The organism is Streptomyces sp. NPDC000151 (assembly GCF_040301705.1).
Taxonomy (GTDB): Bacteria; Actinomycetota; Actinomycetes; order Streptomycetales; family Streptomycetaceae; genus Streptomyces.
Genome location: NZ_JBEPFC010000136.1, coordinates 1 through 19,825 on the forward strand (window position 1 = coordinate 1; position 19,825 = coordinate 19,825).

Below are 19,825 nucleotides of genomic sequence, written 5' to 3' on the forward strand. Positions count from 1 at the left end.
CGCGGCCGCCTTCGCCGCGACCCCCGCACAGGCCGCCGAGCGGGCCGGCGCGAGCGAGGCCCAGGCCGCGGCGCACCAGCAGATCCCGGACGCGCGGCAGTTCCAGTGCTTCAGCAACATCGTGGAGCGCGAGAGCGGCTGGAACCCCCAGGCCACCAACGCCTCCTCCGGCGCTTACGGCCTCGTCCAGGCGCTGCCCGGCTCGAAGATGTCCTCGGCCGGCGCGGACTGGAAGACCAACCCCGCCACCCAGGTCAAGTGGGGCCTGAACTACATGAACGACCGCTACGGCAGCCCCTGCGGCGCCTGGACCTTCTGGCAGTCCCACAACTGGTACTGAGCCAGGGGCGGCTCCTCCCCCTCACCATCTGTCCCCCGACGGCGTGCCCGGGTCCTAGACCCCGGTCGCGCCGTCGAGGCGTTCACGGAGGAGGTCCGCGTGGCCGTTGTGCCGGGCGTACTCGGCGATCAGGTGCACCAGGATGCGGCGGAGCGAGACCGGCTGCCCGCTGGCCGCATGGGTGCCCGTGACGTCCAGGGAGGGCGCGGCGGCGACGAGCTTGCGGGAGTGCGCGCACTCGGCGCGCCAGAACGCGAGCTCTTCTTCGACGTCCCCCTCCAGCATCTCGAAGTCCTGGTCGGGGTCGTCGTCGGAGTAGTACGGGAAGTCGTCCCGCTCGCCCGCGAACTGCACGCGGAACCACCAGTGCTCCACGCCTGCGAGGTGGCGGACCAGGCCGTGCAGGCTCAGCCCGGACGGCGGGACGCCCTTCTCGGAGAGGCGCTCGGGCGGCACCCCTGCGCACTTCAGCTCGAAGGTCCTGCGGTGCCAGTCCAGGAACGAGGTGAGGATCTCGCGCTCGTCGCCGACGAGGGGCGGGGCCGGGCGCTCGTCCGGCCCCGCCCAGACCGGTGGCATGTTGTCAGCAGGGATCTTCGGTGGTCCTGTCGGGCCCGCCGGGTCTGTCGGTTCCGTCGGTTCTGTCGTCATGGCAGGAGTGTGACAGGCGCCACTGACAATGGCCGTCGGGCCGCGAGCGCGGCCCCCGTCACAGTCGCTGGATGATCGTCCCCGTCGCCAGCGCCCCGCCCGCGCACATCGTGATCAGCGCGAATTCCTTGTCGGCGCGCTCCAGTTCGTGCAGCGCGGTGGTGATGAGGCGGGCCCCGGTCGCGCCCACCGGATGGCCGAGGGCGATGGCGCCGCCGTTGACGTTCACCTTCTCCAGGTCCTGCTCGAAGACCTGCGCCCAGGACAGGACGACGGACGCGAACGCCTCGTTGATCTCGACGACGTCGATGTCCTTGAGGGACATGCCGGCCTTGCCCAGGACGGCCCGGGTCGCGTCGACCGGTCCGTCCAGGTGGAAGTGCGGGTCCGCGCCGACCAGCGCCTGGGCGACGATGCGCGCCCGGGGCTTCAGCTTGAGCGCCCGGGCCATCCGCTTGGACGCCCACATCACGGCGGCGGCCCCGTCGGAGATCTGCGAGGAGTTGCCCGCCGTGTGGACGGCGGTCGGCATGACCGGCTTGAGCGAGCCGAGCGCCTCCATGCTCGTGTCGCGCAGCCCCTCGTCGTGGTCGACCAGCCGCCACATGCCCTGCCCGGCCGCCTGCTCCGCCTCCGTGGTGGGCACCTGGACCGCGTACGTCTCGCGTTTGAAGCGCCCCTCGGCCCATGCCTGCGCGGCCCGCTCCTGGGAGATCAGCCCGAGCGCGTCGACGTTCTCCCGGGTCAGGCCGCGCTTACGGGCGATGCGCTCGGCCGCCTCGAACTGGTTGGGCAGGTCGATATGCCACTCGTCCGGGAAGGGCTTGCCGGGGCCGTGCTTGGAGCCGCTGCCCAGGGGGACGCGGGACATCGCCTCGACGCCGCAGCCGATGCCCACGTCGATGACGCCGGCCGCGATCATGTTGGCGACCATGTGGTTGGCCTGCTGCGAGGAGCCGCACTGGCAGTCCACGGTGGTCGCGGCGGTCTCGTACGGCAGGCCCACGGCCAGCCAGGCGTTGCGGGCCGGATTCATGGACTGCTCGCCGGCGTGGGTGACCGTCCCGCCGACGATCTGCTCGACGCAGTCCGGCTGTATCGCCGTTCTCGCCAGGAGTTCGCGGTACGTCTCGCCCAGTAGGTAGGCGGGATGGAGATTGGCGAGCGCGCCCCCGCGCTTGCCGATCGGCGTGCGGACGGCTTCGACGATGACGGGTTCAGCGGCCATGACTCGTCCTCTCCTGGCTGTCCGGGCGGCCCGGCACCCGGGCAGAACTAGTACGCGTTCTAGTTCTGCGCCCAGTCTCACGAGCCACACGCGCCCGCGCAAGAGTGCCGCGTCGGCCGCACCCGCAAGCATTTCCCGCGTGAGCCTTGCCACTTGTAGAACTCGTTACTACCTTCGCGGCAGATTCTGATGGCTCGTCAGGACGAGCGGGCGAGCCGGAAACAACCCGGACCTGGAGTCGCCGATGCCTTGTCCCGCGCTGCCCGACGGGTTCGACTTCACCGATCCCGACGTCTACCAGGAACGCGTGCCCCTCCCCGAGTTCGCCCGGCTGCGCCGGACCGCGCCCGTGTGGTGGAACGCCCAGCCGCACAACATCGCGGGCTTCGAGGACGACGGCTACTGGGTGGTGACCCGGCACGCGGACGTCAAGGAGGTCTCCACCAGGCCCGACGTCTTCTCCGCGAACCGCAACACCTCGATCATCCGCTTCAACGAGTCGATGACCCGCGACCAGATCGACGTCCAGAAGCTGATCATGCTGAACATGGACCCGCCCGAGCACACCCGGGTACGGCAGATCGTCCAGCGCGGCTTCACGCCCCGGTCCATCCGCGCCCTGGAGGACGCGCTGCGCGAGCGCGCCGCCCGGATCGTCGCGGAGGCGAAGAAGAACGGCCGCGGCGACTTCGTCACCGACATCGCCTGCGAGCTACCGCTCCAGGCCATCGCCGAGCTGATCGGCATCCCCCAGGAGGACCGGGCCCGCATCTTCGACTGGTCGAACAAGATGATCGCGTACGACGATCCCGAGCTGGCGATCACCGAGGAGGTCGGCACCAACGCGGCGATGGAGCTCATCTCGTACGCGATGAACCTGGCGGCGGCGCGCAAGGAGTGTCCGGCACAGGACATCGTCAGCCGGCTGGTGGCCGCGGAGGACGAGGGCAATCTCGGCAGCGACGAATTCGGCTTCTTCGTGCTGCTGCTGGCCGTGGCCGGCAACGAGACCACCCGCAACGCCATCACGCACGGCATGCACGCCTTCCTCACCCACCCCGAGCAGTGGGAGCTGTACAAGAGGGAGCGGCCGGCGACCGCGGCCGAGGAGATCGTGCGCTGGGCGACCCCGGTGGTCTCCTTCCAGCGCACCGCCACCCGCGACACCGAGCTGGGCGGCGCGCGCATCAAGGAGGGACAACGGGTCGGCATCTTCTACGCGTCGGCCAACAACGACCCCGAGGTCTTCGACCGGCCCGAGGTCTTCGACATCACCCGCGACCCCAATCCGCACCTGGGCTTCGGCGGCGGCGGGCCGCACTTCTGCCTCGGCAAGTCCCTCGCGGTCCTGGAGATCGACCTGATCTTCCGCGCCGTCGCCGACGCCCTGCCGGACATCGCGCTGACCGGCGCCCCGCGGCGGCTGCGCTCGGCATGGCTCAACGGCGTCAAGGAGCTGCGGGTCAGCTACGGGTAACTCCCGTGCCCCACAAGGGCGGTGGCCGCCGGACCCCGGCGGCCACCGCCCTTCTTTTCGTACTTACCGAGGCTGCCATTTGGCGGAAAACCACCTGACGCGCAACCTTGCCAACACCTACTGGCGCACTTACATTCAACTCAACTCGCCAGTAACACCGGCGGTAACACCCGGCGCGCGGCCCGACCCCCGCGCTCGCCCCACCCCCACGCGCCTCGCTCTTCTCCCCCCACTCATCGATCACGCACGCATCGAAGGGGACAGCAGCCATGAAAGACGCACACGGCAGACCGGTCACGGGACGCGTCAGCGCACGGAAGTTCGCCGTGCTCGCCGTCCCGGCCTTCGCGGGCACGGCGGCCCTGGCCATCGCGCTGGCCAACGGGGCGCTGGCGGCGTCCTTCGCCGTATCCGGCCAGCAGTTCAAGGTCTCGGCGAGCAGCCTCGACGGGGACGGCTTCGCGCAGTACGGCAGCGTGGACGCGAACGCCCGCGGCGAGCTGCTGCCGGTCGCGGTGACGGCCATCAAGAAGGCGGAACTGAACGACCTCTGCCAGTCGGTGGTCACCAAGCTGCCCGTACTGGGCAACATCTCGCTCAACCTGACAGCGGGCACGGGCGGCAAGCCCGTCGAGGCCGAGAACCTCTACGTGGACGCCACCCAGCTCTCCGGCAACGCGTCCTTCCACAACATCGAGATCGGCCGGGACGCCTCGACGCTGGACAAGGGGCCGGCCGACGCGCAGGGCATGCAGGACGCGTTCTCCCAGCAGGCCGACGACGTGCACATCACCGGCCTGAAGCAGACCGCCTGGGCGACCAACGCGGGCACCTTCAAGCTCTCCGGCCTGAGCATGAAGATCAGCAAGGGCAAGAAGGAATGCTTCTGACCCGGCGACCGGCGGCCCGGCAGTCGGCCGACGGCGCGGCGCGGCCGCGCTCCGCCTGGTGGCGCTGGCGCAAGGGGCGTCCCTTCTGGGGCGGCCTGGCCACCGTCCTGGCGGGCGCCGAGATCTGCGCGATCCCGCTGGCCCCGCTGAAGATCATGCTGCAGCAGGGCATCGCCGGCGTCCCGTCCGTGCTGATGGGGCTGGTGATGATCGTCATGGGCCTGACGGCCTGGTTCACGCCGCAGTACCGCGGCCCGGCAGGCGTACTGACCGTCCTGATGGCGGCCGCCGCGCTGGTCATGTCCAACCTCGGCGGCTTCCTCATCGGCACCCTGATCGGCATCCTCGGCGGCGCCCTGATGTTCGCGTGGCAGCCCCTGCCCGCCGCCGCTGATCCGCTGCCCGGCGCCCCGGCCGCGCCGACCGCTCCGTGAGCCGCGGAGCCCGTCGCCCCCGGCCCCTCCACCGACCCACCCCCCGCACCTCCGCACCGGTAACCGCACGTTCACCCGCAACGGCAACCGTGAAGGAGCTCCCCCCGATGAGGCACCTCAGATCCCGCACGTACGCCCGTCCGCACGCCCGCACCCTGCTCGCCACCGCCACCGGCATCGCGGCGGCCGGCGCGCTGTGCCTGTCCGCCGCCGGTACCGCGACCGCGGCGGCGCCCGCCGCACCCGGAATCGCGGCCGGCTCCACCACCGTCACCCCCGCAGGGCACGCCTTCGCCGCGAAGCTCAGCGGCAAGGCCACCTTCAAGGCCGGTTCGGTGACCGTGACCTGTACGGTCTCGAACGCCACCGGCAAGGTCCCGGACGCGCCGGCGAATCACAACGACGCGGGCGCGGTGGCCAGTACGATCACCGCCCCGACGTACAGCTCCTGCACGACGAGCATGGCGGGCGTCAGCGCCACCGTCACCACCAGCGGCACCTGGGGCGTGGCCATGCAGAACGGCGCGCCCAGCACCGCGGCCATGAACATCCCCCAGGGCGGCGTCGTCGTGAAGACCAGCGGCCTCGCCACCTGTACGGTCACGGCGGCGCCCGGCGGCCCCGCCACCGTCAACGGCACGTGGACCAACGGCGCGCCGTCCACGCTCACCTTCTCCGGCGCCTCGGTCCCGGTGACCGTCACCGGCGGTTTCGGCTGCCCGACCAGCGCGACCACCTCGACGTTCGGCGCCACCTATACGGTGTCGGACACCACCGACCCGGCCGCGCAGATCACCGTCACCGGCTGACACCCCTGACCGGGTGACCGGCCGGCCCGCATATCGTCCGAGTGGCGCGGCACGGCCGCCGGGCGGATGCTGGACGGGCGACGATCCGACGGCGCGGTGCTCACCGGAGTACCGCGCCGTCCACGTGCGCCAGGCCACACGAGAGGCCCCAGTTCCGCCGGATCGCAGCGACAAGGATCACAGGCATACTTTCCCGGTGTCCGGTTTGCCGCCGACGTCGGCCCTGCAATGAGGCGGTTTTCCTGCATTCCCTTATGCAACTGTGCACACTCCGTGACGATCCGATCTGCCCCTATGGTCGGTGTTCGCCCGTCGGTGGCCCGGCGGGCGATTGTTTTGCAGTCGTCCCAGAGAGCGCAGGCGAGCGAACACGTGCCGACGCACACTTCCGTCGCACCCGGTCCCCGTACCCGTACGAAGAGTCCGTCCAGCACGTCGGCGCACGGCGCCACGGTCGTCGACCCGGCCATGGCGAAACGGGCCGTCTCGGCGGCCGCGCTCGGTAACGCGATGGAGTGGTTCGACTTCGGCGTCTACAGCTACATCGCGGTCACCCTCGGACAGGTGTTCTTCCCGTCCGGGAATCCGACCGCGCAGTTGCTGTCGACGTTCGGAGCGTTCGCGGCGGCCTTCCTCGTGCGGCCCATCGGCGGCATGGTCTTCGGTCCGCTCGGCGACCGTATCGGACGCCAGAAGGTCCTCGCCATCACCATGATCATGATGGCGATCGGCACCTTCGCGATCGGCCTGATCCCCTCGTACTCCGCCATCGGCGTCGGGGCCCCGATCCTGCTGCTGATCGCCCGCCTGGTGCAGGGCTTCTCCACCGGCGGTGAGTACGGCGGCGCCTCGACCTTCATCGCCGAGTACTCGCCCGACAAGAAGCGCGGCTTCCTCGGCAGCTGGCTGGAGTTCGGCACGCTGGCCGGCTACATCGGCGGCGCCGGCCTGGTCACGCTGATGACCGCGCTGCTCAGCCACGACGACCTGCTCTCCTGGGGCTGGCGGATCCCGTTCCTGATCGCGGGCCCGATGGGCATCATCGGCCTGTACCTGCGGATGCGCCTGGAGGAGACCCCGGCCTTCGCGGAGATGGAGAAGGAGGCCGCGGAGCAGGAGAAGGAGCGCCGCGCCGCCGAGAAGAAGACCGGCATCCGCGACATGGTCTTCGGCCAGTGGCGCGCGATGCTGCTCTGCATCGGCCTGGTCCTGGTCTTCAACGTCACGGACTACATGCTGCTGTCGTACATGCCCAGCTACCTGACCTCGGAGCTGAAGTACGACGAGACGCACGGCCTGCTGGTCGTACTGGCCGTGATGGCCGTGATGATGTGCGTCCAGCCGTTCGCGGGCCGGGCCTCCGACCGCTTCGGCCGCCGCCCGGTCATCGCCGCCGGCTGCGTCGGATTCTTCGTCCTCTCCATCCCGGCGCTGCTGCTGATCCGCCAGGGCTCGCTGGCCGCGATCGGCCTGGGCATGGCCGCGCTCGGCCTGCTGCTGGTCTGCTTCACCTCGACGATGCCGTCCACGCTCCCCGCGCTCTTCCCCACGAAGGTCCGCTACGGCTCCCTCTCGATCGGCTTCAACATCTCCGTCTCGCTCTTCGGCGGCACGACCCCGCTGGTCGTGACGGCCCTGATCAGCGCGACCGGCGACAAGATGATGCCCGCGTACTACATGATGGCCGCCGGCGTCATCGGCGGTATCGCGGTGTGGAAGATGACCGAGAGCGCCGGCCGCCCGCTGCCCGGCTCCAAGCCCGCGGTGGCCAGCGAGGCCGAGGCCCGCGAACTGCGCACAGCGGCCTGACCCCGCCACCGCCCGCACCGACTGCACGACGGAGCCCCCTACCGCCCCGGCAGGGGGCTCCGTCGTGGGCGCGTCCGCCCGTGGGGCGCCCGGGGGTCGCGTGGGGCGATGCGGCAGGATGACGGCATGAGCATCGTGAAGATCAATGTGCTGACCGTCCCCGAGGAGCAGCGGGAGGTGCTGGAGAAGCGCTTCGGCGCCCGGGCCGGTGCCGTGGAGTCCTCGGACGGCTTCGAGTGGTTCGAGCTGCTGCGCCCGGTGGAGGGCACCGACCAGTACCTCGTGTACACCCGCTGGCGTGACGAGGAGTCCTTCCAGGCGTGGATGGAGGGCCCGATGAAGGCCGCGCACCAGGGCGGCGGCGAGGGTGGCGAGCGTCCGAAGCCGGCCGCTTCCGGCTCCACCGTGTGGTCGTTCGAGGTCGTCCAGCAGGCCGCCCCGAAGCAGGGCTGAGCCGCGTGACGGGGGATTGCGCGACCGGCCGCCGGGCGTGGACGGTCGGCGAGGAGCCGGTCGCCTCGTCCGGGGCCGCCGCCCTCCTGCGGGCCTACCTCGCCGAGGTGGCGTCCCGCTGGTACCGCCGCCCTGCCACCGACGAGGAGCTGGACCGGGCCGTCGCCGAGGACCCGGTCGAGGACCTGACGCCGCCCGCCGGGGCCTTCCTGATGGCCCGGTACGGCGACGAGCCGGGCGGCTGCGCCGGCGTACGGCTGCTGGCTCCGGGCACGGCCGAGCTCAAGCGCATGTACGTCCGGCCCGAGCTGCGCGGCAGCGGGGGCAGCGGCGCGCTGCTGGCCGCCGCGGAGGCCGCCGCGCGCGGGCTCGGCGCCCGGCGCGTCCGCCTCGACACGCGCCTCGACCTGGTGGAGGCGATCGCCTTCTACCGGCGGTCGGGGTTCGTGGAGATACCGGCGTACAACGAGGGTCCGTACGCGCAGATCTGGTTCGAGAAGCGGCTGGACTGAGGGCGGAACGAGGGTCAGGGCGGGCCGGGGATCAGGCCGGGCCGGCCCCCGTCGTGCGGCGCTGGAGGCGTGCGTCGTCGCCGTCGTGCGGGCGCTCGCCGTCCGAGCCGCCCATCTCGGCGGTCAGCTGCTGGACGAGTTCGGTCAGGTCGGTGGGGCGGTCCTTGGTCCACCAGTCGCCGAGCAGCTCGGCCAGCGCTTCCTGGCGGGCGGCCGCGAGCCGGCTCGCGACCCGCTGCCCCGCCTCGGTGAGCACCATCGGCATCCCGTGCCGCTCCGCGAGCCCCCGCTCCTCCAGCTGCCGGGACGCCTCCGAGATCACGCCGAGCGGTACGGCGCTGCGCTCGGCGAGCAGCGCGGGCTCCACCGAGCCGTAGCGGTTCATCCGCAGCGCCATCCAGCTCGCCGCCGGTTTCAGGTCGTACCCGGCGCGCGCGGTGATCGACTGGTACAGCTTCTTGCGGCCTTCCAGGCAGCCCAGCTTGGTGAGCGCGCGGGCGCATTCGTCGCGCGAGGACCGTTCGACCGGGTTCGAGGAGAGCACCTCGGTGGTGTCCGGCGCGGTGACCGAGCCCCGCAGCGGCTCCTCCTTGAGCAGCCAGGCCAGCGCGAAGGCCAGCAGCACGACGGGCACCGCGTACAGGAAGACGTCGGTGATCGACGACGAGTAGGCGTCCAGCACGCCGGACGCCTGGCCGGGCGGCAGCTTCGCGACCGAGCGGGGGTCCTCGGCCAGCGTGCCCGGGTCCACGCCGGGCGGCAGCCGGCGGCCGGCGAGCGCGTCGGCGATCCGCGGGCCCAGCATGTTGGCGAAGACCGTGCCGAAGATCGAGACGCCGAAGGACGCGCCGATCGAGCGGAAGAAGGTCGCGCCAGAGGTGGCCACGCCCAGGTCGGCGTACGGGACGGCGTTCTGCACGATGAGCACGAGGACCTGCATGACCAGGCCGAGCCCGAGGCCGAAGACGAAGAAGTACCCGCTCATCTCCGCGACGCTGCTGGCCCGGTCGAGCTGGTGCAGGAGGAGCAGGCCCACGGCGGTGACCGCGGTGCCGGCGATCGGGAAGACCTTGTAGCGCCCCGTACGGCTGACGAGCTGGCCCGAGACCGTGGAGGAGAGCAGCATGCCGACCACCATCGGCAGCATGTGCACGCCGGACATGGTCGGCGAGACGCGGTGGACGACCTGGAGGAACGTCGGCAGGTAGGTCATCGCGCCGAACATCGCGAAGCCGATGACGAAGCCGATGGCCGAGGTGAGCGCGAAGGTGCGGATCGTGAAGAGGCGCAGCGGCAGCACGGGCTCGGCTGCCCTGCGTTCGACCAGTACGAAGGCGCCGAGGAGCAGCACGCCGAGCACGCCGAGGCCGATGATCTGCCAGGAGCCCCACGGGTAGCTGACGCCGCCGAGCGAGGTCATCAGCACGAAGCAGGCGGCGACCGCGGCGATCAGGACCGTGCCGGGGTAGTCGATGCGGTGCGGGGTGCGGCTCGACGGGATGTGCAGCACGGCGGCGATGACGATGAGCGCGACCGCGCCGATGGGCAGGTTGATGTAGAAGACCCAGCGCCAGGTGAGATGGTCGACGAAGAGGCCGCCGAGGAGCGGCCCGAGGACGCTCGTCCCGCCGAAGACCGCGCCGAACAGTCCCTGGTACTTGCCGCGCTCGCGGGGCGGCACGATGTCGCCGACGATCGCCATCGACAGCACCATGAGGCCGCCGCCGCCCAGGCCCTGGACGGCGCGGAAGGCGATGAGCTGCGGCATGTTCTGCGCGATGCCGCACAGCACGGAGCCGATGAGGAAGATGACGATGGCGGTCTGGAAGAGTTTCTTGCGGCCGTACTGGTCGCCGAGCTTGCCCCACAGCGGGGTGGCCGCCGTGGAGGCCAGGAGGTAGGCGGTGACCACCCAGGAGAGGTGGTCCAGGCCGCCGAGCTCGCTGACGATCGTGGGCAGCGCGGTGGCGACGATGGTCTGGTCGAGCGCCGCGATCAGCATGCCGAGCAGCAGCGCGCCGATCGCCACCAGGACGGTCCGCTGCGGCCGGTCCTCGGCGGGGACGGCGGGAGCGCTGGTGTCCTGCGCCATGGACGTCTCCTTACGTCGGAACCGCGGCGGCGGGCGGACACGGGCGGGCCCGGCCGCGGCCGGGGAGCGGAGCCGCACTCCCCGTCCGGATCATTTTGCCCCGCTATGGCCCGTCGGGCGATGTGTTGGACTCCACTTGTTCACGTCCGGGCGCCCTGTGCAGGAGGCGGCGGCGTCTGGATAATCGCAGCCGACGACGAGGGAGGGGACCCGTACGTGGAGGCCAGGAACTGCCCGACCTGCTTAGCCCCCGCTCGGACCGACGGCCGCCCCGGCTGCCGGTGCGAGCAGGCGGTGGCGCCGGATTTCGACCCCCTGCACATCCGGCCGTACGTCACGCTGCCGGACGCGCCCGACCCGGACGATCCGCCGGACCCGCCCCGCAGGCCGCGCGCGTTCACGGTGCGGGCCTACGGTCCGCCGGCGTTCCCGCCGCCTTCGTACGTCCGGGTGGAGCGGCCGCCGTACGCGCCGCCGCCGTACTCCTCGCTGCCGGCCCCCGAGCCGTACGCCACCCAGGCCGATGAGCCGGTCCCGGAGCCGTACTCCGGGGAGACGCCCGACCGGCGGCGCGCCGCGCTCCCCGTCGTGGGTCCGGTGGCGTTCATGGACCCGCCGCCGGAGGCCGCTCCCGTCATGGGGCGGGCGGGCGGGCAGACGGTTCCGCCCGCGCCCCGGCGGCACGGCCGGTCCGCGCTGCTGGCCGGGCTCGTGGTCACCGCGGCGGCCGGTTCGGTCTGCGCGGCGCTCTTCGGCGGTGAGCTGCGGCCCGCGGGCGGGACGGGTCAGGCGCTGCCCGACCTCGGCGGACGCTCCAGCGCCGACCTGCCCACCGAGGAGGCCGGGGAAGCCGGGGAAGCCGGGGAAGCCGCGCGGGCCCGGCCGACCGCCCCGGCCGCGGCCTCCCGCTCGGCCGCCCGGCTGCCCGGTGCGCGGACCGTCGACGCGGCCCTGCTGTCCGAGGGCGCGAACGGCCCGGAGGTCGTCGAGCTGCAGCGGCGGCTGGCGCAGCTGGCCCTGTACGCCGGCGCCGCGGACGGCCGGTACGACGCCGGGGTGACCGCCTCCGTGGCCCGTTACCAGCGGGCGTACGGCGGGACCGGCGATCCGTACGGCGTCTACGGCCCCGTGACCCGTGCCTCACTGGAGTCGCGCACGGCCCGGCCCTGACGCCTCTGACCGGCCCTTTTCCGCTCCGTACCACTTCGCCCCCTTGGTCCTTCGGCCAGGGGGGCCTGGCGTATGGCGGCAGCGCTTTGTATCGTGGATGAACAAAGTGGTTCCGCCCGTTTTCCCTGACCGGCGGGCGGAGCCGCTCTTGTTCTCGCGTCGCTCTCGTTCTCGCACCACTTCAGCCCTCCAGCCGAGGAGCCCGCCATGACGGCACCCCGCACGCTCACCGCCCGCGCGCTGCTGCTCGACATGGACAGCACCATCGTCAACTCCGAGGCCGTCGTCGAGCGCTGCTGGCGCCGCTGGGCCGCCGAGCAGGGCATGGCCGCCGAGGACGTGCTGAAGGTCGTGCACGGCCGCCAGGGCTGGGCCACCATGGCCGCGCTCCTCCCCGACCGCCCGATGGAGCAGAACCACGAGGACAACCGGCGGATGCTGGCACAGGAGACCGCGGACACCGACGGCGTCGTACCGGTACCGGGCGCGCCCGCCTTCATGGCCGCGCTCGACGGCGTGCCGCACGCCCTGGTGACCTCCGCGAGCGTCCCGCTGGCCGACGCCCGGATGGGCGCCGCCGGGCTGGCGATGCCGGCCGTACGGATCACCGCTGAATCGGTGAGCGCGAGCAAGCCGGACCCGGAGGGCTTCCTCAAGGGCGCCGCCGAGCTGGGCTTCGCCCCCGAGGACTGCCTCGTCTTCGAGGACTCCGAGGCGGGCATCCGGGCCGGCCAGGCCGCCGGGATGCGGGTCGCCGGCGTGGGCGAGCGGGCCGCGGCCTTCGCGCCGACGGTGCAGGTGGACGACCTGACGCAGGTACGCGTCGAGGTACTGCCCGAGGGCGGCGTGCGGCTGCACTTCGCCGTCTGAGGGCGCGAGCGACCAGGAACCACGAGGGGCGCCACCCGGCCGGGTGGCGCCCCTCGACGCTGTCACGGCGCGCTCAGCCCGCGATCGCCTCGTACAGGCTGAAGCCCGCGAGCACGATCATCACGCAGGCCGCGATCTTCGTGATGAGCTTCAGGGGGACGAACCGCATCAGCGTGCGGCCGCCCAGGATGCCGAGCGCGGCCACCGCCCACAGGGCGAGCACGGCACCGACGCCGACGGAGACGGGATCGCTGTAGCGGGCCGCGAGGTTCGCCGTCATGATCTGCGTGAGGTCACCGAACTCGGCGACCAGGATCATCATGAAGCCGGCCCCGGAGACCTTCCAGAAGCTCTGGTCGGCGGGCTTCTTGACCTCTTCCTCGTCGTCGTCCTTCTTGAACAGCAGCACGGCGGCGCCCGCCAGGAAGAGCACGCCGACGATGCCCTGGACCAGGCGGTGCGGCAGCAGGGTAAGCACGCTGCCCGCGGCGATGGCGAGCGCGACGTGCACCAGGAAGGCCGCCGCGACGCCGACGAACACGTACGACGCGCGGTAGCGGGTGCCGAGCATCAGCCCGGCCAGTGCGGTCTTGTCGGGCAGCTCGGCGAGGAAGACGACGCCGAAGACGACGGCTGCGACGGAAAAGCTGAACACGGGGTGGAATACCTCGTTCGATAGGGCCGCACCGAAAGGGGCCCGGGAAGAGGGGTCGCTTCGGCACGGCAGCGTCGGACACTGCGGCCGAAGGTCTCGCTGGCGTACGGAAACGATCCCGCGGATCCGATCCGTACGCTCCGGGCGCCGGCGGGTCCATCCATCGCGCGCGTGCGAAGCACGCTCCACCAGGGGTGGTGGTCGGGCGACGGGTGGGACCGCAGTATGTCGACGGTCCGGCGAAGAGCTACTCCCCTTCTGCTGGGACCAAGCGTACGCGGTGCAGCCGCCCGCGGGCGACCAGCTCCAGTACCACCGATACCGCGACCGCCTGCACGGCCAGCAGCGCCACCAGGACGAACAGCTGCACCGCACCGGCCTGAACGGGTGAAGCGCCGCCCAGCAGCATGCCGACGAACGCGCCCGGCAGTGTGACCAGCCCCACCGTCCGGGTCTGGTCGAGGCCCGGCAGCAGCGCCTCGGAGGCGACCGGCCGGGCCACCTCCATCCGCGCCTCCCGGTCGAGCAGCCCCAGCGCCAGGCCCGCCTCCACCTCGCCGCGCCGGGACTCCAGCTCGTCCAGCGCGCGCCGCCCGCTCAGTACCGTCGCCGTGAGCGCCCCGCCGATGAGGATGCCGGTCACCGGGATGAGGGTGACCCCGCGGGGCGGCACCAGGCCGGTCAGCAGCAGCACGGCGACCACCGGCAGCACGCCCGCGGCGATCGGCGCCGCGGCCCACCACCACGTGCGGTTGGGGGTGATCCGGCGGCCCGCCGTCCGCACCGCGACCAGGAACATCAGCAGCAGGAAGCAGACCAGCAGCGGGGCCGCGCGCACCACCCAGCCGATGAGGAAGGAGACGGCGGCGAGCTGGGCGGCGGCGCGCAGGCCCGCGACGGCGATGTCCCGGGCGTGGTCCAGCCGGCACAGCGCGGCGACCGTCACGGCGGCGACGAGCAGCACCCCGAGCACGACCGCGAGGGTGACGTTGACCGGCAGCAGCACACGATCACCTTAAGGACTCCGGGCCGGCCGGCACGGTCAACGGACGCATGTTCGGCGCGTGCTGGCGGCGCGTCACCTCTTGATCTGACGTGGGCATGTCGCCACTCTGTTACCTGGAACCCGCACGACTTCCCTTGTCCCCCCACATCAACGGGAGTTCCGATGTCCAAGGTCTACGCGCGTCGCGCATCCCTCGCCGCCGGTTCGGCCGCGGCCCTCGTCTGCACACTGCTGCTCAACGGCCAGTCCGCCCAGGCCGCGCCGCCCGCGCCGCCGAGCGCCGCCACCGCCCGTACGTACCTCGCCGAGATCAAGGAACAGGCCGAGGGCCCGCAGGACGGCTACAGCCGCGACAAGTTCCCGCACTGGAGCGACCAGGGCGGCAGCTGCAACACCCGTGAGGTCGTCCTCAAGCGCGACGGCAAGGACGTCGAGACGGACGGCAGCTGCGCCGCGGTGAGCGGCAGCTGGACCTCCCCCTACGACGGCGCGACCTGGACGCAGTCCTCGGACGTCGACATCGACCACGTCGTACCGCTCTCCGAGGCGTGGAAGTCCGGCGCCGCCGACTGGACCACCGACCGCCGCGAACAGCTCGCCAACGACCTCACGCACTCCCAGCTCATCGCGGTCACCGACAACGTGAACCAGGAGAAGGGCGACCAGGACCCGGCCGAGTGGCTGCCGTCGAAGACCTCTTACCACTGCGAGTACGCGCGGATGTGGGTATGGGTCAAGCACGAGTACGGCATGACCGCCGACTCCGCGGAGAAGGCCGCGCTGAAGAAGATCCTCGACGGCTGCTGACCGGGCGGCCGCCGACCCGCGGCCACCACCGACCGGGCGGCTCCGCCCTCCATCCCCATGCCCGGCGGAGCCGCCCGACCTCCCTCCGGCCGCCGCCCCTGAAGCGGGGTGCTCCTATCCTCGGAGCCGAGTGCGGGCGGCCGTCCGTACGGGGTGCGGGCACACCGGCCCGCGCGAGGGAGGACCGCGATGACCGGACTGCGGCTCGGACCGCTGCTGCGCTACGTGGACGAGGACAGCGCGACGGTGTGGGTGAAGACCGCGGCGCCCTGCGAGGTGACCGTGGCGTGCGGCAGCGGCGTCACCGGCGCGGACCGCACCTGGCAGGTCGCCGGGCACCACTACGCGCTGGTGCCCGTCGAGGGCCTGGCGCCGGGCGAGGAGACGCCGTACCGGGTCCTGCTGGACGGGGAGCAGGTCTGGCCGCTGCCGGACAGCCCGTACCCGCCCTCCGTCATCCGCACCCTGCCCGCCGAGGGGCGCGGCCCGCTCTCCGTGGCGTTCGGCTCCTGCCGCTGGGCCGCGCCGCCCTCGGGCGGCAAGAGCCACCTGGCCGCGGTGCCGGGCGTGCCGGGCGAGCACCACGACCCGGCGGGCCCCGACGCACTGGACACCCTCGCCGCCACGCTGGCCCGCGATCCGGCCCGTCCCCGCCCCGACGTGCTGCTGCTCCTGGGCGACCAGGTCTACGCCGACCAGACCTCGGAGGCGACCGCGGCGCTGCTGGCCCGCCGCCGCGACACCGCGCGCCCGCCGTGGACGCAGGTGGCGGACTACGAGGAGTACACCCACCTCTACGACGAGTCCTGGCTGGACCCGGAGGTGCGCTGGCTGCTCTCCACGGTCCCCAGCTGCATGATCTTCGACGACCACGACGTGATCGACGACTGGAACACCTCGGCCGCCTGGCTGACCCGGATGCGCGCGACCCCGTGGTGGCGCGACCGGATCCTCGGCGGCCTGATGTCGTACTGGGTCCACCAGCACCTGGGGAACCTCTCCCCCGCCGACCTCGCGCGCGACGAGCTGTACGCCCGGGTGCGGGCGGCGGCGGACGGCACCGCGCTCGTACGGGACTTCGCCGCGGCGGCGGACGCCGACCCGACCTGCGCGCGCTGGAGCTACCGGCGCGACTTCGGGCGGGTACGCCTGGTCATGGTCGACACGCGCGCCACCCGCGTCCTGGAGGAGGGCGGCCGGGCGATGCTCGACGCGGAAGAGGCGAAGTGGGTGCGGCAGGAGGTGCTGGACGGACCCGGCAGCTACGACCACCTGCTGATCGGGAGTTCGCTGCCGTGGCTGCTGCCCCACCTGGTGCACGACGCGGAAGTCTGGAACGCGGCGCTGTGCCGCGGCGCGCGCGGCCCGGGGTGGGCGCGGCGCGGTGAAGCGCTGCGCCAGCGGGCCGATCTGGAGCACTGGGCCGCCTTCCCGGAGTCCTTCGCGGCGCTGGCCGACCTGATCTCGGAGGCCGCCGACGGGCCGGCCGCGCCGGCCACCGTGTGCGTCCTGTCCGGCGACGTGCATCACGCGTACGTGGCCGAGCCGCACTGGCCCGAGGGGGCGGGCCCGGCGGGCCGCGTCCTGCAGCTGACCTGCTCGCCGGTGCACAACAGCATCCCGGCGGTGATGCGGGTGGGCTTCCGCTTCGGCTGGAGCCGGGCGGGCCGGTGGCTGGGACGCGCGCTGTCCCGGCACGCGCGGGCCGGCCGGCCGCCGGTGTCCTGGCGCCGCACCGGCGGCCCGTGGTTCGGCAACCAGCTGATGACCCTCACCCTGCGTGGCCGCGACGCCCGGCTGAGCCTGGACCAGGCCCGCGAGGCGACGGACGCCGCGAGCGGACGACGGTCGGCACGCCTGGAGCGCGTACTGGAGCGGTCCCTGACGTGATCCGGCGGGCGGCGACCGGGGACTGCGCACCCTCTTGACGAGTCCACTGGTCTGGACCAAAGTGACGGTCACGGCAAAGGTTCAGACCAAGCACAACAAACGCTTGAAGTTGCAAGCACCAATAAGGCACGCCTAACCTCAGGTCTCTCGGTTACGTCCCCAACCGCAGGAGTCCCTGTCATGTCCACACCTCTCCCCTCGTTCACCGAACGCGCCCGCCCCCACGCGACGGCGCTCTTCCGCATCGTCACCGGCCTGCTCTTCGCCTGCCACGGCGCCTCCTCGCTCTTCGGCGTCCTCGGCGGCGCGATGGGCCAGGGCGGCACCGTCCCGACCGGTACCTGGCCGGGCTGGTACGCCGCGGTCATCCAGCTCGTCGGCGGCCTCCTGGTGCTGCTCGGCCTCGGCACCCGCACCGCCGCCCTGATCAGCTCCGGCTCCATGGCGTACGCATACTTCTCCGTCCACCAGGGCGAGGCGCTGTGGCCGATCCAGAACGGCGGGGAGGCGTCCGCGATGTTCTGCTGGGCCTTCCTCCTGCTGGTCTTCACCGGCCCCGGCGCCTGGGCGCTGGACCGCGTCTTCTTCGGCCCCGGCGACCGGGACGAGAGCGCCGCTCCGGCCGCGCCCCGGCGGGAGCCCAGCGCCGCCTGACCCGCCGCCCGGCAGCACCACTCTCCGCTCAGCCCTGAGGGCCGCCTGTCCCGGCGGCCCTCAGGTCGTTCCCGGCCCCGCTACCTCGCCGCGTGCTTGAACGGCACCGAGAAGCAGCCCAGCCGGTCGCCCGCCATGCCGGCGTGCCCCTGCCCGGTGTGCGTCTTGTGGTCGTGGATCACCACGGACCGTGCCTCACCCGGCCGGAACCACCACGAGTGCTTCGACGCCATCGAGGCGTCGCCGTCGGAGTCCGTGGTGAAGTCCAGCCACACCTCGTTCTCCGGATTGGCGTACTTCGGGTCGGTGGACGGCTGATGCGGGTCCTTCCGGTTCTGGTAGTGCGGCCCGGAGTCGTCCGGCTTCTCACCGCACGGCTTGGTGTGGACGTGCGCACCGTAGGTGCGATGCGGCTCAAGCCCCCGCACCTTCAGCCGGATGGTCATCCCGCGCTCGTTCTTCCACTGCGCGACCATGATCCGCGCGTTGGCCGGCACCTTCTTCGTGTTGTACGTCACCGCGTCGGAAGGGTCGAACTCCGACACCGGGGTGAACCGGCTGTCCTTGCCCACCACGAGGTCTCCGCCGCCGGGTGTGCCACCGTGCACGGGCGCCGCAACAACCGGCGCCGCCAGTAACAGTGCCGCCATCGCGCCCGTCAGAATTCCTGCCGCCATCCCACGTCCTCCTTGTCACTCCCCGTAGGCGCGCGGACGCGCGCCGGATCCCCCGTGTAGCCCAGCAGGGGATCTCACCGGCAGGAAACGCGTGATTCGGACAACACCTGCGGCCCCTGGCTCCGATCTCCGGACATCCCAGGCGTACGCTGTACAGCTGTACGAGCGACAAGCCGCCCCTGCCGCTGCCATGCGACGTCGCGGCCGGGGACGACTTGGAGTAATGAGGTGCTGGAGAGTCTGGGGGCGCTGGCCGATCCCCCGTGGATTTATCTGATCGTCGGGCTGTGTGTACTGCTCGACGTCTTCGTGCCCTTCCTGCCGAGCGGCGTGCTGCTGATCGCCGCCGCGACGGCCGCCGGGACCCGGTCCGCCGCCGTCGGCGTCTCCCCGGTGCGCGGTGACTCCGGCCTGCCGGACCTGCTCGCGCTCGCCCTGTGCGCCGCGACCGCTTCGGTACTGGGCGACCTGGCCGCCTACCGGGTGGCCTGGCGCGGCGGCGATCGCTTCGACCGCGCCATCGCTCGCTCGCGCCGCCTGACCGCCGCGCAGGAACGTCTCGGCACCGCGCTCACCCGGGGCGGTGGGACCATCGTCGTACTGGCCCGCTTCGCGCCCGCCGGGCGCTCCGTGGTCAGCCTCGGCGCGGGCGTCGCCCACCGCACGGTCCGCGAGTTCCTGCCCTGGTCGATGGTGGCCGGGGTGGCCTGGGCGGCGTACAGCGTGGCGCTGGGCTACTTCGGGGGCCACCTGCTGGGCGCCACGTGGTTCAGCACCGCGGTCTCGTTCCTCGCCCTCTTCGCCGCCGGCTCCGCCGCGCTGTACGTGATGCGCCGCCCGGAGCGCCGGCCCGCACACTCGGGCTGACGTCCGGCGCCGGTCCGCCTAAAACGCGTCTTTCGGATCAGCCCGTACCGCCTCCGGCACCACCGCGATCGGGCACAGCGCGTGCAGCAGCACGGCGTGGGCGACCGAGCCCAGGCGGCGGCCGACCGGCAGCCTCCGGCGGTGCCGCCCGACCACCACCAGGTCGCTCTGCTCGGACGCCTCGACCAGCTGCCCGGCCGCGTCCGCAGGGCGCAGCGCGGCCTCCACCTCGACCTCCGGGTACCGCTCCCGGTACCCGGCGAGGACCTCAGACACCTGCCTGACCAGCGCTTGTTCGTACTCCCGCTGTGTCGTGTCGTACGCGATCAGGTAGTCGAAGGCGTTCGGTACGACCATCGGCCACATGTACGCGGCGATCACCTGGAGGGCCGCTCCGCGCCGGGCCGCCTCCTGGAAGGCGAAGCCGAGCGCGCTGCTCGCCCGGGTCTCCTCCGCCGTCGGGTCGATGCCCAGGGTGACGCGGCCGTGCGCCGGTCCCTGCCGGTGGCCGACGCCGGGCCGGGCGGCCCCGCC

The 19,825-nt window shown here is 72.3% G+C and carries 21 protein-coding genes; 14 read left to right on the forward strand and 7 right to left on the reverse strand.

Going from position 1 to position 19,825, the window contains the following annotated elements; translation table 11 throughout:
- Positions 1 to 340, forward strand: a 340-nt coding sequence (locus tag ABT381_RS28400; protein WP_351599424.1) for an aggregation-promoting factor C-terminal-like domain-containing protein, incomplete at its 5' end; no start/stop codon positions are given.
- A gap of 54 nt (positions 341 to 394) precedes the next feature.
- Here ABT381_RS28400 and ABT381_RS28405 read toward each other — a convergent pair.
- Together ABT381_RS28405 and ABT381_RS28410 are read right to left on the reverse strand one after the other, a co-directional pair.
- Positions 395 to 919, reverse strand: coding sequence for a DinB family protein (locus ABT381_RS28405; protein ID WP_351599425.1), 525 nt, complete (start codon positions 917 to 919; stop codon positions 395 to 397).
- A 130-nt stretch (positions 920 to 1,049) separates the two neighbouring features.
- Positions 1,050 to 2,219 (reverse strand): steroid 3-ketoacyl-CoA thiolase, encoded by a 1,170-nt coding sequence (locus ABT381_RS28410; protein ID WP_351599426.1) that lies wholly within the window; start codon positions 2,217 to 2,219, stop codon positions 1,050 to 1,052.
- Between the two features lie 244 nt (positions 2,220 to 2,463).
- Between ABT381_RS28410 and ABT381_RS28415 the strand changes: the two genes are divergently transcribed.
- From ABT381_RS28415 to ABT381_RS28445, 7 genes are all read left to right on the forward strand, one after another.
- Positions 2,464 to 3,696 (forward strand): cytochrome P450, encoded by a 1,233-nt coding sequence (locus ABT381_RS28415; protein ID WP_351599427.1) that lies wholly within the window; start codon positions 2,464 to 2,466, stop codon positions 3,694 to 3,696.
- A gap of 269 nt (positions 3,697 to 3,965) precedes the next feature.
- A complete protein-coding gene (locus tag ABT381_RS28420; RefSeq protein ID WP_351599428.1) occupies positions 3,966 to 4,586 on the forward strand; it encodes a DUF6230 family protein in 621 nt (206 codons plus the stop codon).
- On the forward strand, positions 4,577 to 5,020 hold the full coding sequence (locus ABT381_RS28425; RefSeq protein WP_351599429.1) for a DUF6114 domain-containing protein: 444 nt from the start codon (positions 4,577 to 4,579) through the stop codon (positions 5,018 to 5,020). Before ABT381_RS28420 ends, ABT381_RS28425 begins: the two co-directional genes overlap by 10 nt.
- A 107-nt stretch (positions 5,021 to 5,127) precedes the next feature.
- A complete protein-coding gene (locus tag ABT381_RS28430) occupies positions 5,128 to 5,829 on the forward strand; it encodes a hypothetical protein (RefSeq protein WP_351599430.1) in 702 nt (233 codons plus the stop codon).
- A gap of 468 nt (positions 5,830 to 6,297) precedes the next feature.
- Complete coding sequence (gene proP, locus ABT381_RS28435) at positions 6,298 to 7,638, forward strand: glycine betaine/L-proline transporter ProP (protein WP_467754672.1); 1,341 nt, start codon at positions 6,298 to 6,300, stop codon at positions 7,636 to 7,638.
- A 126-nt stretch (positions 7,639 to 7,764) separates the two neighbouring features.
- On the forward strand, positions 7,765 to 8,091 hold the full coding sequence (locus ABT381_RS28440; RefSeq protein ID WP_351599432.1) for an antibiotic biosynthesis monooxygenase family protein: 327 nt from the start codon (positions 7,765 to 7,767) through the stop codon (positions 8,089 to 8,091).
- 5 nt (positions 8,092 to 8,096) lie between these two features.
- Entirely contained in the window at positions 8,097 to 8,603 is a 507-nt protein-coding gene (locus ABT381_RS28445) for a GNAT family N-acetyltransferase (RefSeq protein WP_351599433.1), read from the forward strand.
- Positions 8,604 to 8,634: 31 nt separating this feature from the next.
- Here ABT381_RS28445 and ABT381_RS28450 read toward each other — a convergent pair whose 3' ends face one another.
- A complete protein-coding gene (locus ABT381_RS28450; protein WP_351599434.1) occupies positions 8,635 to 10,695 on the reverse strand; it encodes an MDR family MFS transporter in 2,061 nt (686 codons plus the stop codon).
- 216 nt (positions 10,696 to 10,911) lie between these two features.
- Between ABT381_RS28450 and ABT381_RS28455 the strand changes: the two genes are divergently transcribed.
- Positions 10,912 to 11,865, forward strand: coding sequence for a peptidoglycan-binding domain-containing protein (locus tag ABT381_RS28455; RefSeq protein WP_351599435.1), 954 nt, complete (start codon positions 10,912 to 10,914; stop codon positions 11,863 to 11,865).
- 207 nt (positions 11,866 to 12,072) lie between these two features.
- On the forward strand, positions 12,073 to 12,735 hold the full coding sequence (locus tag ABT381_RS28460; RefSeq protein ID WP_351599436.1) for an HAD-IA family hydrolase: 663 nt from the start codon (positions 12,073 to 12,075) through the stop codon (positions 12,733 to 12,735).
- Between the two features lie 73 nt (positions 12,736 to 12,808).
- Here ABT381_RS28460 and ABT381_RS28465 read toward each other — a convergent pair whose 3' ends face one another.
- On the reverse strand, positions 12,809 to 13,390 hold the full coding sequence (locus ABT381_RS28465; protein ID WP_351599437.1) for a TMEM165/GDT1 family protein: 582 nt from the start codon (positions 13,388 to 13,390) through the stop codon (positions 12,809 to 12,811).
- A gap of 247 nt (positions 13,391 to 13,637) precedes the next feature.
- Positions 13,638 to 14,396, reverse strand: coding sequence for an ABC transporter permease (locus tag ABT381_RS28470; RefSeq protein ID WP_351599438.1), 759 nt, complete (start codon positions 14,394 to 14,396; stop codon positions 13,638 to 13,640).
- 162 nt (positions 14,397 to 14,558) lie between these two features.
- Here ABT381_RS28470 and ABT381_RS28475 point away from each other — a divergent pair, with 162 nt between their 5' ends.
- The 3 genes from ABT381_RS28475 (at position 14,559) to ABT381_RS28485 (ending at position 17,747) form a co-directional block, all read left to right on the forward strand.
- Positions 14,559 to 15,203 carry an HNH endonuclease family protein gene (locus ABT381_RS28475; RefSeq protein WP_351599439.1) on the forward strand — a complete coding sequence of 215 codons (645 nt, stop codon included), beginning with the start codon at positions 14,559 to 14,561 and terminating at the stop codon, positions 15,201 to 15,203.
- Positions 15,204 to 15,392: 189 nt separating this feature from the next.
- Positions 15,393 to 17,093 carry an alkaline phosphatase D family protein gene (locus ABT381_RS28480; protein ID WP_351599440.1) on the forward strand — a complete coding sequence of 567 codons (1,701 nt, stop codon included), beginning with the start codon at positions 15,393 to 15,395 and terminating at the stop codon, positions 17,091 to 17,093.
- Between the two features lie 180 nt (positions 17,094 to 17,273).
- Positions 17,274 to 17,747: a DoxX family protein gene (locus tag ABT381_RS28485; protein ID WP_351599441.1), complete on the forward strand. Its 474-nt coding sequence runs from the start codon at positions 17,274 to 17,276 to the stop codon at positions 17,745 to 17,747.
- An 80-nt stretch (positions 17,748 to 17,827) separates the two neighbouring features.
- Here the strand turns inward: ABT381_RS28485 and ABT381_RS28490 are convergent, their stop codons facing one another.
- Positions 17,828 to 18,424 (reverse strand): superoxide dismutase family protein, encoded by a 597-nt coding sequence (locus tag ABT381_RS28490; protein WP_351599442.1) that lies wholly within the window; start codon positions 18,422 to 18,424, stop codon positions 17,828 to 17,830.
- A gap of 228 nt (positions 18,425 to 18,652) precedes the next feature.
- Here ABT381_RS28490 and ABT381_RS28495 point away from each other — a divergent pair, with 228 nt between their 5' ends.
- Complete coding sequence (locus ABT381_RS28495; protein WP_351599443.1) at positions 18,653 to 19,291, forward strand: DedA family protein; 639 nt, start codon at positions 18,653 to 18,655, stop codon at positions 19,289 to 19,291.
- An 18-nt stretch (positions 19,292 to 19,309) separates the two neighbouring features.
- Here ABT381_RS28495 and ABT381_RS28500 read toward each other — a convergent pair.
- Positions 19,310 to 19,825: universal stress protein (locus tag ABT381_RS28500; protein WP_351599444.1), on the reverse strand; the 516-nt coding region annotated here is incomplete at its 5' end.

Excerpts from the sequence above, each read along its gene's own strand:
- ABT381_RS28405 (WP_351599425.1), bottom strand. The coding sequence starts at position 919 with ATGCCACCGGTCTGGGCGGGGCCGGACGAGCGCCCGGCCCCGCCCCTC.
- ABT381_RS28410 (WP_351599426.1), bottom strand. The coding sequence starts at position 2,219 with ATGGCCGCTGAACCCGTCATCGTCGAAGCCGTCCGCACGCCGATCGGC.
- ABT381_RS28415 (WP_351599427.1), top strand. The coding sequence starts at position 2,464 with ATGCCTTGTCCCGCGCTGCCCGACGGGTTCGACTTCACCGATCCCGAC.
- ABT381_RS28420 (WP_351599428.1), top strand. The coding sequence starts at position 3,966 with ATGAAAGACGCACACGGCAGACCGGTCACGGGACGCGTCAGCGCACGG.
- ABT381_RS28425 (WP_351599429.1), top strand. The coding sequence starts at position 4,577 with ATGCTTCTGACCCGGCGACCGGCGGCCCGGCAGTCGGCCGACGGCGCG.
- ABT381_RS28430 (WP_351599430.1), top strand. The coding sequence starts at position 5,128 with ATGAGGCACCTCAGATCCCGCACGTACGCCCGTCCGCACGCCCGCACC.
- proP (WP_467754672.1), top strand. The coding sequence starts at position 6,298 with ATGGCGAAACGGGCCGTCTCGGCGGCCGCGCTCGGTAACGCGATGGAG.
- ABT381_RS28440 (WP_351599432.1), top strand. The coding sequence starts at position 7,765 with ATGAGCATCGTGAAGATCAATGTGCTGACCGTCCCCGAGGAGCAGCGG.
- ABT381_RS28450 (WP_351599434.1), bottom strand. The coding sequence starts at position 10,695 with ATGGCGCAGGACACCAGCGCTCCCGCCGTCCCCGCCGAGGACCGGCCG.
- ABT381_RS28460 (WP_351599436.1), top strand. The coding sequence starts at position 12,073 with ATGACGGCACCCCGCACGCTCACCGCCCGCGCGCTGCTGCTCGACATG.
- ABT381_RS28475 (WP_351599439.1), top strand. The coding sequence starts at position 14,559 with ATGTCCAAGGTCTACGCGCGTCGCGCATCCCTCGCCGCCGGTTCGGCC.
- ABT381_RS28480 (WP_351599440.1), top strand. The coding sequence starts at position 15,393 with ATGACCGGACTGCGGCTCGGACCGCTGCTGCGCTACGTGGACGAGGAC.
- ABT381_RS28485 (WP_351599441.1), top strand. The coding sequence starts at position 17,274 with ATGTCCACACCTCTCCCCTCGTTCACCGAACGCGCCCGCCCCCACGCG.
- ABT381_RS28490 (WP_351599442.1), bottom strand. The coding sequence starts at position 18,424 with ATGGCGGCAGGAATTCTGACGGGCGCGATGGCGGCACTGTTACTGGCG.